The organism is Oscillospiraceae bacterium (genome assembly GCA_034925865.1).
Lineage (GTDB): Bacteria > Bacillota > Clostridia > Oscillospirales > SIG627 > SIG704.
In genome coordinates this window covers 267,731-282,629 of the sequence record JAYFRN010000006.1, presented here as the reverse complement: position 1 = coordinate 282,629, position 14,899 = coordinate 267,731, and the positions used below count along the sequence as shown (strand labels likewise).

General features: G+C 45.7%; 11 protein-coding genes. 8 read left to right on the top strand and 3 right to left on the bottom strand.

Going from position 1 to position 14,899, the window contains the following annotated elements; all coding sequences use genetic code 11:
* The first annotated feature begins 34 nt into the window (after positions 1 to 34).
* The 3 genes from VB118_03640 to VB118_03630 all read left to right on the top strand — a co-directional run bounded on the left by VB118_03640 (position 35) and on the right by VB118_03630 (position 4,452).
* Complete coding sequence (locus VB118_03640) at positions 35 to 625, top strand: UvrB/UvrC motif-containing protein (GenBank protein MEA4831695.1); 591 nt, start codon at positions 35 to 37, stop codon at positions 623 to 625.
* A 202-nt stretch (positions 626 to 827) separates the two neighbouring features.
* Positions 828 to 1,877 (top strand): ATP--guanido phosphotransferase, encoded by a 1,050-nt coding sequence (locus VB118_03635; protein ID MEA4831694.1) that lies wholly within the window; start codon positions 828 to 830, stop codon positions 1,875 to 1,877.
* 82 nt (positions 1,878 to 1,959) lie between these two features.
* Entirely contained in the window at positions 1,960 to 4,452 is a 2,493-nt protein-coding gene (locus VB118_03630) for an ATP-dependent Clp protease ATP-binding subunit (protein ID MEA4831693.1), read from the top strand.
* Positions 4,453 to 4,559: 107 nt separating this feature from the next.
* Here VB118_03630 and VB118_03625 read toward each other — a convergent pair whose 3' ends face one another.
* Entirely contained in the window at positions 4,560 to 6,281 is a 1,722-nt protein-coding gene (locus VB118_03625; protein ID MEA4831692.1) for a DUF4091 domain-containing protein, read from the bottom strand.
* Between the two features lie 324 nt (positions 6,282 to 6,605).
* Between VB118_03625 and VB118_03620 the strand changes: the two genes are divergently transcribed.
* The 5 genes from VB118_03620 (at position 6,606) to VB118_03600 (ending at position 13,050) form a co-directional block, all read left to right on the top strand.
* Complete coding sequence (locus tag VB118_03620) at positions 6,606 to 8,363, top strand: phosphoenolpyruvate carboxykinase (GTP) (GenBank protein MEA4831691.1); 1,758 nt, start codon at positions 6,606 to 6,608, stop codon at positions 8,361 to 8,363.
* 12 nt (positions 8,364 to 8,375) lie between these two features.
* Positions 8,376 to 9,560, top strand: coding sequence for an N-acetylglucosamine-6-phosphate deacetylase (nagA, locus tag VB118_03615; protein ID MEA4831690.1), 1,185 nt, complete (start codon positions 8,376 to 8,378; stop codon positions 9,558 to 9,560).
* An 18-nt stretch (positions 9,561 to 9,578) separates the two neighbouring features.
* Positions 9,579 to 10,349 carry a glucosamine-6-phosphate deaminase gene (locus VB118_03610; GenBank protein ID MEA4831689.1) on the top strand — a complete coding sequence of 257 codons (771 nt, stop codon included), beginning with the start codon at positions 9,579 to 9,581 and terminating at the stop codon, positions 10,347 to 10,349.
* Positions 10,350 to 10,767: 418 nt separating this feature from the next.
* Positions 10,768 to 12,027, top strand: coding sequence for a hypothetical protein (locus tag VB118_03605; protein ID MEA4831688.1), 1,260 nt, complete (start codon positions 10,768 to 10,770; stop codon positions 12,025 to 12,027).
* 15 nt (positions 12,028 to 12,042) lie between these two features.
* Entirely contained in the window at positions 12,043 to 13,050 is a 1,008-nt protein-coding gene (locus tag VB118_03600; GenBank protein ID MEA4831687.1) for a hypothetical protein, read from the top strand.
* A gap of 184 nt (positions 13,051 to 13,234) precedes the next feature.
* On the opposite strand, the gene nifU is transcribed toward VB118_03600, so the two are convergent.
* Together nifU and VB118_03590 are read right to left on the bottom strand one after the other, a co-directional pair.
* Complete coding sequence (gene nifU / locus VB118_03595) at positions 13,235 to 13,660, bottom strand: Fe-S cluster assembly scaffold protein NifU (protein MEA4831686.1); 426 nt, start codon at positions 13,658 to 13,660, stop codon at positions 13,235 to 13,237.
* A gap of 17 nt (positions 13,661 to 13,677) precedes the next feature.
* A complete protein-coding gene (locus tag VB118_03590; protein MEA4831685.1) occupies positions 13,678 to 14,871 on the bottom strand; it encodes an aminotransferase class V-fold PLP-dependent enzyme in 1,194 nt (397 codons plus the stop codon).
* Positions 14,872 to 14,899: the final 28 nt, after the last annotated feature.

Genomic DNA, 14,899 nt, shown 5'->3' with positions numbered 1-14,899 from the left:
AATTTAAACAATTTATATAAAGGAGATTATTATTATGAAAAACATTATTTGCGACGAGTGCGGCAAGAATACCGCCAACGTTTATTACAAACAGACAATCAACGGAAAAACAGAAGAGCGCAATCTTTGCTCTGAATGCGCCGAAAAGCTTGGTATTAAAAACGCATTCAACTTCAAGCCCGCGTTTGCTTCTATCTTCGACAACTTTTTCTCCGATTCGTTTTTCGGATTGCCAATGTTCGGCACAAACAAGCTTTCTGACCAGTCTACGGCCCACGCGCTCAAAGGCCCCGGCGCCGCCTGCCCCGTATGTCATTCGACGATTTCAGATATAACGAATTCCGGCAGATTCGGCTGCGGCAATTGTTACAGCTTCTTCTCTGAGTATCTTGACACAAATTCACTGACAAAGGGCGAACACAAGGGTAAAAGGCCGCTCAGCTTTTTAAGACGCGGAGAAAAGAAAGCAGAAGTAAAACAACAGCCTGCCACCTCTGAAAATAAAAACGCTCAGAAGCTTTCAGAGCTCAAGGCAAAAATAAAAAAAGCCATCGCCGACGAGGATTATGAATCAGCCGCGAAGCTCCGCGACGAAATCCGTTCAATCGAAAACGAAGGTAAATAATATAAAAGGACGCGCGGCTTCTTTGAAAAGAAGCCTGTCAAGAAACTCAAGATCCCCAAATGAAATTTTAAGGGATTATTATTTAAAACGATAATTATTTAAATATCGAGTTAATAAAACGCTTTTTAAAGAGTCCTTAAGCGGGGAACGGAGCGAAGCCCCATAAAACATCCGCCATCATAACACAAAGGAGATAATTCATATGTCAGATAATTTTGATTCAAAAGAGCAGAATACAAACTCAAACAAAAAAGATTCCGATGTCGTCATTTCAACAAGAGTTCGCCTTGCGCGGAATCTGGAAAACACGCCGTTTCCGCAAAGACTTGACAAGGCAGGAAAAGCTTCAGTGATCGAAAAAATACGCGCGGTTTTCAATCCGGATAAATTCTCATTTATTGATTTTTCAAAGCTCTCCGAAATCGAACGCTTGAGCTATGTCGAAAGCCATCTTTCAAGCCCCGACTTCGCGCAGGCCGCAGACGGAATGCTGATCGAAGCAAAGAATGCCGATTCGGCATCGGGTGTGAAGCTCTCCGTTATGGTAAATGAAGAGGATCACATGCGAATACAGGCGATCGTTCCGGGCTTTGATATCGCTTCCGCATACGAAGCAGCCGGAAAAGCAGACGATATGATCTCCGAAAAGCTCACCATAGCCTTCGACGAAAAGCTGGGTTATCTGACAGCCTGTCCTACAAATCTGGGCTGCGCGTTCCGCATTTCGGCAATGCTCCACCTGCCCTCTCTTACTATGTCCGGCAAAATCAATTCGCTTATAGATGCCATTGATAAAACCGGTTGCCTCATAAGAGGCATTTATGGAGAAGGCTCTGAAGCGTGGGGAATGCTTTATCAGATCTCCAACCGTTCCTCCGCCGGACGAAGCGAAAGCGAAATAATAACGTGGTTTGAAAACATAGCAAGACGTATAATAGAAAGCGAACGCCGTGAACGGACATCGCTCATCAAGCATACTCAGGCCGCAACAGAGGACAGGATATACCGCGCTCTCGGCACCGCTAAATTCGCACGGCGCATTTCGTCCGCAGAGCTTTCCGATATATATTCCTGCATACGTATGGGACGTGAAATCGGGCTGGATAATATGTGCTCATACGCAGAAGCAGACAAGCTTATTACAAATCTGATGCCGGCTCACCTCGCTCTTGCGGACCGCGAAGCAGAGCGTCCGTCAGTACGCGACAGTATCAGAGCGGACAAGCTAAGAGACGTTCTGAATCAATCATAAACTATCAGTAATTAAACGGCATTTAAATAAGCCTTTTTGCGGTAATTATTTAAATTCCAAACTAATAAAGAGGTGAAAATCCATGTATAATTATAAATTCACTCCCGAAGCCGCGGAAGCGTTGAATTCGGCAGCAAAGGCAGCTTCTGAAATGGGGCACGACTATATTGGCAGCGAACATATCCTGATCGGGCTTATGACAAATCTGGGATGCGCAGCGGCGGAGATCATATCCTCGCTAGGCGGAGATATCGACGATATCAAAAGCCGCACAGAATCCTATGCCGGAAAAGGCGAAAAAACCGACACCAACATAACCCAGATAACACCGCGCGCCGATCGTATTATTAAAAACGCGGCTTATTGGGCATCGCGTGAGGGCGCGGAAGCTGTCGACACATATCATATTTTGCTCTCTCTCGTAGGTGAAAGCGATTCTCTCGCGGTAAAAATCCTTTCGGATGAAAATATCACCGCCGAAATGATCGTCAATGAAATAAAGTCGAGGTTTTACGGGAATTCCGAATTTGACGGTCAGGAAAGCTCCGAATCTGAAATTCCTTCAGATGGACGAGCCGACACAGGCAAAACAAACACAAAAGCGCAGAAAAAAAACACAAAAACACCCACTCTCGATAAATTCGGGCGCGACCTCACCGCTCTGGCAAAGGAAAACAAGCTTGATCCGCTCATCGGACGCGAAACCGAGCTCTGCCGTGTAATTCAGATCCTGTCGCGCCGTACGAAAAACAATCCCTGTTTGATAGGAGAACCGGGAGTCGGCAAAACCGCGATCGCGGAAGGACTTGCTCAGCGCATCGCATCCGGCGCGGTGCCCGAAACGCTCAGCGGAAAGCGCGTCGTCGCGCTTGACATGGCGGCGGCAGTCGCCGGAAGCAAATACCGCGGCGAATTTGAGGAAAGAATAAAGGCCGTGATCGACGAGGTCATTAAAGCCGGAGACGTCATACTTTTCATTGATGAAATACACACCCTCGTCGGCACCGGCGCGGCCGAAGGCGCGATGGATGCCGCCAATATTCTAAAGCCCGCTCTCGCAAGAGGCGAAATGCAGGTTATCGGCGCGACTACACTCAACGAATACCGTACTATTGAAAAAGATGCCGCGCTTGAACGCAGATTTCAATCTGTTCTCGTCGGCGAACCGACCGAAGAAGAATCCATAGCCATTATTAACGGCCTTAAGCCGAAATACGAAGCGCATCATAAGATCAAGATCACTGACGGAGCGATTTCTGCCGCCGTAAGGCTTTCAAAACGCTATATCAGCGACAGATTTCTCCCTGATAAAGCCATCGACCTGATAGACGAAGCGCAAAGCCGCATCCGTATTAAAAACGGAGCGCTGCCCGAGGATATAGCCGGACTTCAAAAACAGATCGACGAGCTTGAGGTTCAGAAAAGCTCAGCCGTTAAATCCGAAAGCTATGAGAAAGCCAAGGAGCTGCTTGAGCAGAAAAAAAAGCTGTCGGATGAATTCGAAGCTAAAAAGAAGGCTTTTGAAGAAGCCAACAGCGCAAAAAACTTCATAGACGAAAACGACATAGCGGAAATTATAACTCAATGGACAAAAATTCCTGTCGCGCGTCTTTTGAAAAGCGACTCTGAAAAGCTTCTTGGCCTTGAGGAAGAACTTAAGCGGCGCGTGATCGGTCAGGACGACGCTGTTTCCGCGGTCGCCCGCGCGATCAGACGCAGCCGTACAGGGCTTTCCGATCCCAAACGTCCTACGGGCAGCTTTATATTCTGCGGTCCCACCGGCGTCGGCAAGACAGAGCTTTCAAAGGCTCTCGCGGAGGTTCTGTTCGGCGATCAGAATAAGCTTATTAGAATTGATATGTCGGAATTCATGGAAAAGCACAGCATTTCAAAACTTATCGGTTCGCCTCCGGGATATGTCGGATTTGACGACGGCGGCCGGCTTACCGAAAAGATCCGCCGTAATCCTTATTCCGTGATACTGTTCGACGAAATCGAAAAAGCTCATCCCGACGTATTCAATCTGCTTCTGCAGATTCTCGACGACGGCATTCTCACAGATTCCCACGGACGTACCGTTGATTTCAAAAATTCGGTCGTAATAATGACCTCAAACGCTGGTACAAGCGATCTTCCCGCTTTGAAAGCCTCCGGCTTCACCACCGCCTCGCTCTCTGAAAAAGCCGCGGATACCGCAAAACGTGACGCGGAAAGCATCAGCAAGGCGTTAAAGGAGCTGTTCCGCCCAGAATTTTTAAACCGCGTGGACGAGATAGTCATATTTAACCGTCTCAGCGAGGATAACATCCGCGCAATTACCCGCAAGCTGCTCAATGAAGTCGGAGAGAGGATGAAGCTGAATAACGCCATCGAACTCGTCTTTGATGAAACGCTTGTGAGCGAGCTTGCTGCCGAGGGCTTTGATCCCGTCTACGGAGCGCGTCCTCTCAAACGCGCTATCCAAAAACGTGTTGAGGACACGCTTTCCACGGATATCCTTGAAGGCAAAATCACCTCCGGTGATAAAATCACGGTTTCCTATGAAGACGGGAAAACGAAAGCGGAGCGCAGCTGAAAAAGTTACCAAAAACTAAAGCTTTATAATGAAGAATCGCCGGAATATGCAAAAGCACGCATATTCCGGTGACAATTTTTGTTATTATTAACTTGGCATTCTTTTTATCACTTATTCAAATGCTTCTCGATTTCGGCGTTGAGCGTTTCGCGCATCGAGAGAATATATTCTGCGCCGTGCGGATAGCTGTCGAATTCGATCGGAGAAGCGAGCCCCTCTTCGATAAGCCCGATTACCTTGTCTTTTCCGACAAAGGTCCCGAGAAGCTTCATGGCGCGCATATCCTGAAGCGCGTTTTGAAAAACCGCAAGCCTGACCGATTCAAGCGTTGTTCCGTCAGAAGCGGGATATACCGAAAAAGCGTCGCCGGAGGGCACCCAGAAGTCGCCGTCGGTCACCTGGAAGGGATTTACCGGGCGGCGCGAGAGATGTGTGAAGTAAAAATTATACCCCCACTGTAAAAATCCCGCGATATCATATTTATAAAACTGCGTGCCGATTATGCGGTTGCGGGCGGAGGGCATATCAATAAACCGGTTTGAAACGCGATAATTCTGTCCGCAGCAATAATATGTCCAAAGGTTCTTTACACCGCCTTCGATAAACGGCTTTATATGATCATTGGCCGGAACGGGAGTTTTCACCGCGCCGGATTCATAAAATGTATAATTGGAAAGCGCGTCAATAATTGTATAGCCGTCGAGAAGCCCGCCGAGCTGAGCCTTTGATTTGATATAGTTGTCAAGATCGTTTGCGGACGGCTCGTCGGATATATGATAGACGCATTTTTTATCGACTCCGCGGGATTTCAAATACGGAATAAGAGCGGAAAGAAACGCGCGGAGAAACCGGCCGTATTCGTCGCCGTGCGCGTCGGTATCCCATCCGAAAATGCGCTTACTGACCGTTTTACCTCCGGAAGTAAACCCGGCGACAATCTTCGGCGCGTGAAGAGCGCCCCATTGCGTGAAGAAATGCGATATCTCAAAATATTCGACGCCGCAGTCAAGGCACATATCGATCCAGCGACCAAGCAAAGAAAAATCGAATTCGTATTCTGCACCGCCTTCGGCGGGATCGGAGGAGCATTTCACTCCGACAAGCTGAACGGTCATGCGTTCTCCTCCGGGCTCCGTATCAAGCGGCGGAGTAAAAACCGGAGTGAGAATCGTGTTGATTCCGTTTTTTACGGCTGTTTTTATATAATTTCTGATTATGCGCCAATGCTTTTCGGAAAACGGACGCACATTGTAATAAGCCGCGAGGCTGTCGCAGTGAAACCATTGCGTAACCGCCATATCGCTTTCGGGTAAAAGGGCGGGAATTATCCTGAGCGTGATTTTTTCGGTTTTTATCTGTTCGCCGTTATCGGACAGAAGAATAATTTCTATCGGATGCTCACCGGCGGGCATGGTATCAAGTCCGGCATTTACGTCGATCCAGAGAGAACAGATCTGGCCGACCGGAACGGAGATAATTTCTCCTTCATGTGCGGGAACGAGGACATCGGGATAAAGCCCGGGCTCTTTTCTCAGATAATTTCCGTCTTTTTCAAAAAGGCCGGGATATACCGGCATCCTGCACGGGACGCTTTCAATACGGGAAACACTGACAAATTTCTTTAAGGAAGAACGCAGCCTGTACCGCAGAACACGACGCGCTCCGAAAGCGGCGCTGCTTTCTGAAAGCGCAAGCGTAAAGCACAGCCTTTCATTTTGAAATCCGCTGAGTTTTCTGACGCGGGGATAATCGGCAATATTGCCATCTACAAAGCATTTTTCAAGCGAAGAGGTCATAACCGATAAAAGTGAAGCGGAACTTGTTTCCATATAAGCACATCCTCTTTCCGTATTTTTCTGTATTATATCACGCCGGCGTACGAATGGCAATTACAGAAACATTGTCTTAATAAATTATGGCAAAATAATTATCATTTTACTGCCTTTTTTGGCATTTCATAAAGAGATACCTCCTTGCAATTTGTGTTTTTATGTGTTATAATATAAAATGGTTAACGATTGTGATTACCGTCGCATCAGCAAAAAATGATCCGCCGCAGATTTCAAGAGCTTAACCCGGGTTTTATAATATAAAAGCTTTATTTAAAATCTATAAGCATTAATTAACCTTATATCAAGGAAAGAGGTATCCCTATGACACAGAACAAAGCAGTCCTTAAATGGATCGACGAAATGAAAGCCCTGACGTGCCCGGACAATATCGTTTGGATTGACGGCAGCAAAGAGCAAATTGAAAAGCTTCATCAGGAATCGACCGTAACCGGCGAAATGATAAAGCTCAATCAAGAGAAGCTTCCCGGATGCTACCTTCACAGAACGGCTGTCAACGATGTCGCCCGCGTAGAAAACAGAACTTTTATATGCACCTCCAAAAAAGAAGACGCCGGCCCAACGAACAACTGGATGGATCCTAAAGAATGCTATGAAAAGCTTTCTAAGCTGTTCCGCGGAAGCATGAAGGGCCGCACGATGTATGTAATCCCATATTCAATGGGTATCGTCGGCAGTCCGTTCGCGAAAATAGGTATTGAGCTTACAGACTCCATTTACGTCGTACTCAATATGGTTATAATGACCCGTGTCGGCAAGTCCGTTATCGACGCGCTCGGCGACAGCAGTGATTTTGTCAAAGGTCTTCATGGAAAAGCTCAGCTTGACCTCGAAAACCGTTATATATGCCATTTTCCGGAAGATAAAACCATCTGGTCAGTCAACTCCGGTTACGGCGGAAACGTGCTTCTCGGTAAAAAATGCTTCGCTCTCCGCATAGCCTCCTTCCTCGGAAAGAACGAAGGCTGGATGGCAGAGCACATGCTCATCCTCGGACTTGAAAATCCCAAAGGAGAGGTCAAATATATTGCCGCCGCATTCCCCAGCGCCTGCGGCAAGACAAATCTCGCCATGCTTATACCGCCGGAATATTACGCGAAGAAGGGATATAAGGTATGGACGGTCGGCGACGACATTGCCTGGCTGCGTATAGGTGAAGACGGTCGCCTTTGGGCAGTAAACCCCGAAAACGGCTTCTTCGGCGTGGCTCCCGGAACAAACGTCAAATCAAATCCCAATGCTCTCGCCACAACGCGCAGAGATACCATATTCACGAATGTCGCGCATAATCTCGACGACAACACCGTATGGTGGGAAGGTCTTGATAAGAATCCGCCCAAAAACGCGATCGACTGGAAGGGCGAAAAGTGGGATTCCGAAAGCGGCGAAAAGGGCGCGAACCCGAACTCACGCTTCACCGCTATGGCGATCAACTGCCCCTGCATTTCAGAAAAATTCAACGATCCGGCCGGAGTTCCGATTTCCGCAATAGTTTTCGGCGGACGCCGCGCGAAAACCGCTCCGCTTGTATATCAGGCAAGAAGCTGGGAGCATGGCGTTTTCGTCGGCTCTATAATGGCCTCCGAAACAACAGCTGCCGCAACCGGCAAGGTCGGCGTTGTCCGCCGCGATCCGATGGCAATGCTTCCTTTCTGCGGATACAATATGAGCGAATACTTTGCTCACTGGCTTGAGATGGGCAATAAAATCCCGCACGCCCCGAAGATATTCAATGTCAACTGGTTCCGTACGGACGACAACGGGCAGTTCATATGGCCGGGCTTCGGCGACAATATGCGTGTTCTCAAATGGATTCTCGACCGCTGCGATGACAAGGTTGACGCAGTCGATACGGCAATCGGATATGTTCCGAAGCCTGAGGACATCAATCTTGAAGGTCTTGATATGTCCTTCGATACGCTCAAGGGCATTCTTGAAGTCGATAAATCCCTCTGGGCAGACGAGGCCGCCGGAATTGAAGAATTCTATTCGAAATTTGACGATAAATTCCCGAAGGAGCTTCGCGCTCAGCTTGACGAGCTCAAATCAAGAACAAAATAAAAGAGGCATATCATGTTACAGGATACAAAGCTTATCGGCAGAGTAGTTACTCCTTACAGGGTAATCGAAAACGGTGAACTCTGCTATTCCGGCGGAAAGATAACCTTCGTCGGAAAGCGCTGCACGGAAAGCGACGCGCTTTATAATGTTATTGACTGCCAAAAGAGCTATATTACCCCCGGATTTATAGATATGCACACACACGGCGGCGGCGGACATGATTTCATGGACGCCACCGTTGAGGCATTCCTCGGCGCCGCCGAGCTTCACGCGTCTCACGGTACGACGACACTTCTCCCGACTTCACTTACGTGCAGCGACGAGGAGCTTTTTCAATTCTTCGATATTTACGAAGAAGCCCTTAAGTTCAACGAAAAGGGCTCGAATATGCCCGGTCTTCACCTCGAGGGCCCGTATTTTGCGGACAGCCAAAAGGGCTCCCAGGATCCGAAATATATAGTCCCGCCAAGGAAAGAACATTACGAAAAAATCCTCTCATATTGCCCGCATATTATGCGCTGGACAATCGCGAGCGAGCTGCCGGGAGGAATGGAGCTCGGAAGATATCTGAAATCCCTCGGAATACTCGCTTCGATAGGTCATTCCGACGCAAAGCTTGATGACGCAATCGAAGCTTATGAAAACGGATATACGAATATCACCCATTTTTACAGCGGAATGGGCGGGCTTGTCCGCATCAATTCATACCGCTTCCCGGGTCTGATCGACGCGGGATACATGATCAACGATTTTACTGTGGAAATAATCGCGGACGGATGCCACCTTCCTCCATCCATGCTCAAGTATATATACAAGGCAAAGGGCGCCGACAAGGTCGCCGTTTGTACGGATTCATGCCGTGGAGCGGGAATGAATGAAGGAGAGACAGTTGTCGGAAGCCTTAAGAACGGTCAGCGCGCCATAATTGAAGACGGCGTCGCCAAAATGCCAGACAGAAAGGCATTCGCCGCGAGTGTGGCTACCACAGACCGGCTGGTTCGCAATATGCTCAGATATGCCGACGCCGGCATCTGCGACGCAGTTAAAATGGCTTCCGCCACACCGGCGAAAATTCTCGGTCTTAAATACAAAGGCGTTCTTGTACCAGGAAATGACGCCGATATAGTTGTATTTGACGATTCCGTCAATATTTCCCGTACTATAGTCGGAGGAAACACTGTATATCTTGCCAAGTAAATCGAAAGGACAATTAAAATGGCTCTTATAAAAGAATTCAAAAAAGACAAGCTTGCCGTAAAAATTTTTGATACCAGAGCCGCGATGGGCGCATATGCCGCCGCCGCGTGCGCAAAAAAGATGAAAGAGCTTCTTGCGAAAAAATCAGAGATCAATATGATCTTTGCCGCCGCTCCTTCTCAGAACGAATTTCTCAAATCGCTCTATACCGACCCCGAGATCGATTTTTCACGTATTAACGCGTTCCACATGGACGAATATGTCGGGCTCGCAAAGGATGCGCCCCAGGGCTTCGGCAATTTCCTTCGCGACCGTATTTTCTCAAAGGCGCCCTTTAAGTCCGTCAGCTATCTCAACGGGCTTAATCCCGATATCGACGCCGAATGCGCGCGCTATTCAAAGCTGCTCGCCGATCATCCGGTAGATATCGTCTGCATGGGAATAGGCGAAAACGGACATATCGCCTTCAACGATCCGCATGTAGCGTTTTTCAACGATCCGAAGGCCGTCAAGGTCGTAGAGCTTGACCTTATATGCCGTCAGCAGCAGGTCAACGACGGCTGCTTTAAGACGCTTTCCGATGTTCCGACCCATGCTCTCACGCTCACCATTCCGACGCTTTTCTCCGGCAAGAACCTTTTCTGCATGGTTCCCGCCAAAACAAAAGCAAACGCCGTGTTTGCCACCGTTACCGGAGACATCACGGAAAAGTGCCCGGCCTCCATCCTTCGCCGCCATGACAGCGCTATCCTCTTTGTCGACGGCGACAGCGGATCGAAAATTCTTTAATCAACGCGGATCGAAAATTCTTAATTAACGCGGAGCAAAAATTTTGTAAGCATAAAGGGAGAAACGCAAGAGGCTCCGCCTCTTGACGCGCCGTGTACCTTTTGAAAAAGGTCCTCGAACCCCCGAAAACTTACCTTTAGAAAAATCAAACAAACGAGTCAGACAACATCCCGAACCGCATCGCGGTTCGGGATGCTTTTTTACGCTTTGCATTACTGACTGTGTTCATTATATAGAATATATTTGTAATCGGCATAAAGCCTGATTTCTCGTTATGTAATAAATAATTATATTATAACCTCCGAATATAACAAAATAATCGTTGACATAAGTTGCCATTGGTGATAATATGGCAATAGTAATATGAACATATTTATTATGAAGTATTTTCCTGTATGTAAAAAATATTTAAAAGTTTTTGAAAATATTTTTAAAAGTTGACACCTATCGGGCTGTTTTTTACGTTTATATATATAGGAATAAATCAAATGATTATTATTTATATGCTGGTAATTCTGTATCACTAGCAAGTTTTACAAATTTCGGTGAGACTCCTGACCCGAACAGTTCAATAAGATGGCGTCTTGATCATGTTGGAAACGGATATTTTACGATACAGAGCCTCGATCAGATTAATAATAATGGAGATTTATATCTGAGCTTTTCTAATCAATCTGTCGGATATACGTCTACGTATAACTCTTCTACATGCAGATGGAAATTTAATTATTACACTGAATGTACATACAGAATTTCTCCGTATTCAAACAACTCGAAATACTTATACGGAAGTGGAAATTCTGTTTCCGTCAGCAATACTTTATCAAATAATACAAATTGGTTTATAAGCGAATTAAATACGTTTTATCTGATAAATAAATATGACCTTTCGTATTATAAAAACGCAGACAGCAACTGTGTTAATTATATTGAAGATGCGATGGGATTTGCGCAGTCGGTATATGGCAGATATGGTTTCAATTTGAAATATAAATCAACAAATTTTGGAAGATCGATTGCGGATGATTGCCACCGACCAGCTGGATGTTCATGCGGAAACAATGGCTCGCCTTGTTCTTCTGCTTGTACATGCACATGTCATAACCCTTCTGTTTTAAATGCTGTTTGTGATAATGACTGTAATTCTGTTCTCAGCATATATCCAGATATTACCACAGTGGTATGCGCGAGTGCACATCATAAAAGCCACGCTGTCCTATCAGACAATGTATATTACACACCTCGTTATGATAATTTTGTATACTCACTTTGGATGGACAGGAATGTAAACGCTTATTGTTATTTTTCCGGAGGAGTACATTATCATCCGACTGCTCTTGCATCAGTTCTTGGACTTTATGATGCATATAACAACACTATATCATCACGCCCTGTTGTATGTATTTACGGATATACATATGATCTTGATGATGATAGAAATGCGTACAGCCAGATCGTGTACTCTCACGAATTTGCCCATACTCTTGGTCTTCCGGATGTATACGGATCTGGGCATGATGTTAATAATGGATGGAATTGTATAATGGAATATTATGAGTCTGATAGTAGTTATATATTTGCTCGCGATATTTTGAATAATAATGAATTACCATTTTGCTCAAGCTGCAATACTTTAGTAAATGGAAAATTCAATAAAATTCATCACGTCGGAAATTAATGGGAGGAAACTACAATGATCAATAAATTATTTATTTATATACTTATAATTTTCATATTCGCATCAGCTATATCATCATGTGGATATGTAGATGAGAAAGCGTTTTATCAAGTGACATACGACAAAGACGGAAGCCCTGTTCTGGATGCAAGTAAATGCAATGCCGAAGTAAACGCCGATCTTGCAATGAAAATGGGATCAATTTGTTTTAACAAATATGAGGACTTCGTCGACGAAGTATTTAATCTCAATATATCGAAGATCAATTTGGCTATTTTAATAAATTCTCATAAAGATATACCAATATATCTGCCTACTAAGATTTACACTCCTGCCAAGTTGGAAGGGTATAAACATTGGCTTTCTACATTTTCCGGGAGCGGATCTTACGGATATCTGTATATCACAGATAGGAAAGATGCATATGAAAAAACAAGGATCGATGTTAGTGTTTTATCATATAAACATACTATGACAGAAAAATTTATTGAATATATGAATCAAGATATTAGTGCGCAAGGGTTTATAAATTTATGTGAGAATTCAAGGAAAACATATAAAGAATCAAAAGAAATAGAAAACGGGATTGAATGGACGATATTCGAGTATGATTTGGGCAGTGGCTATTCTAAAAATAAATATTGCGATTTTCAAGTTGAGAATAAGAGATATATTATTAAACTTTGTTATATGAATTCGCAAGAAAATTATAATTATTTATCTGGATTTTATGATAAAAAATTAAATCCGGATTTTAATTGTCCTCATAGTATAAAAGTAGCTATAATAGACGAAAAAGATGATTATTATTATAAAATAGTCGGTACTTACCTTTATGTCCCGTTTTCGCTTGAGTTTATCAAACAGTTTATCCCAACCGAATATAAAGAAGCAAAATATCCGGAAGGAAAAATCTATTTTGATGTTGAAGACAAGCCCGCGCTTAACACATCTGAGTATGATAACATCGATACTATTCCGGATAATGTACCAGACACAAACGGACTAATAAACATGGATTGATTTATTAAGCAAATCCAAGGCAGATACTCTCCGTACTTAAACTTCCCCCTCCAAAACGCACATCCCCGGAACAGGCCTCGCCTGTTCCGGGGATGAATATTTCTATGCGTGTTCAAATAAGAGTTCTTCTTTTTTCAGAAAGCTGCTTCCCATATCAAAGAAAGCAAACGCTTCCCGTCTCTGTTCAGTGCTTTCCGCAGGCGTCGCAGCAGCCGTCGCAGCCGGTATCAAAATCGATCTCGCGTCCGGTCTTTCTGTAATAATCTGCAAGCGCGGCCTTGACCGCTTCTTCGGCAAGGACAGAACAATGAATCTTTACCGGGGGAAGACCGTCTAGCGCCTCAACGACCGCGCTGTTAGTCAGCTTAAGCGCATCCTTTATGCTCTTTCCCTTGATCAGCTCGGTGGCCATGCTGCTTGTCGCGATGGCAGCACCGCAGCCGAAGGTTTTGAACTTGACATCAGTGATTATATCGTTGTCTATTTTCAGATACATTCTCATTATATCGCCGCATTTGGCGTTTCCGACCTCGCCGATGCCGTCGGCATTTTCGATCTCGCCAACGTTGCGGGGATTGGTGAAATGATCCATCACTTTTTCGCTGTACATTTGTTTATCCTCCTATATTATTTGCTTTTCAGAACATTATCGTAAAGCGGGCTCATTGCTCGCAGCTTTTCGACAACACCGCGTACGGTGGACGCAATGTATTCTATATCCTCGCATGTATTTTCTACGTCAAGCGTGATTCTCAAAGAGCCGTGTGCGGTTTCATGAGAAAGCCCGAGCGCAAGCAGAACATGAGACGGATCGAGAGATGCCGTAGAGCAGGCCGAACCGGTCGAAGCACAGATACCGTTTATGTCAAGCCACAGTATAAGTGATTCACCTTCAATAAATTCGCACGAAATGTTTATATTTCCGGGCAAACGGCGATTTCGGTCGCCGTTGAGCCTGATATACGGAATTTTAAGAAGCTCATCGCAAAGCTCTTCTCTGAGACTGAGAATTTCGGCACGTTTCGTTCTTCCCCAGTCGGAACACATAAGCTCAAGCGCGCAGGCTGTGCCGACCGCACCCGGAACATTCTCGGTTCCGCCGCGCTTTTTGCGTTCCTGCCCTCCGCCATCGACGAGATTGCTTACACGAATGCCGTTTTTTAAATATAATACCCCGATACCCTTCGGCGCGTGAATCTTGTGACCGGAAAAGGACATCATGTCCACTCCCGTATCCTTGAGGTCTATGTCAATATGTCCGACCGCCTGCACCGCGTCGGTGAAGAAGAGCACTCCATTTTCATGAGCTATCGCGCAAAGCTCCTTTATAGGCTGAACCGTACCTATTTCGTTGTTGGCCGTCATTATCGCGGCAAGCACGGTGTCAGGACGTATCGCGGCCTTGAAATCCTCGGCGCGGACGATGCCGTTTTCATATACATCAAGCAAAGTTACTTCAAAGCCCTCTTTTTCAAGCGAGCTGAGAGTGTTAAGCACGGCGGGGTGTTCTATTTTGGTGGAAATAATGTGCTTTCCTTTTTTCTGGTTTGCTTTGGCTGCGCCCTTTATGGCCCAGTTGTCGCCTTCGCTGCCGCCGCCCGTGAAATATATCTCATTCGGAAGGCAGTTAAGCACGGCGGCAATTCGCGCGCGCGAATCGTCAAGCGCTTTTTTCGCGTCCCGGCCTTTTGAATAAAGGCTCGACGGATTCCCGTAATTTTCGGTAAAATACGGCATTATTTCCGCTGCAATTACGGGCAATACCCTTGTTGTCGCAGCGTTATCGCAATATACGAATCTTTTTTCGTTTTTTGTTGACATGATTATATATTTCCTTCGTTTTTCGTTT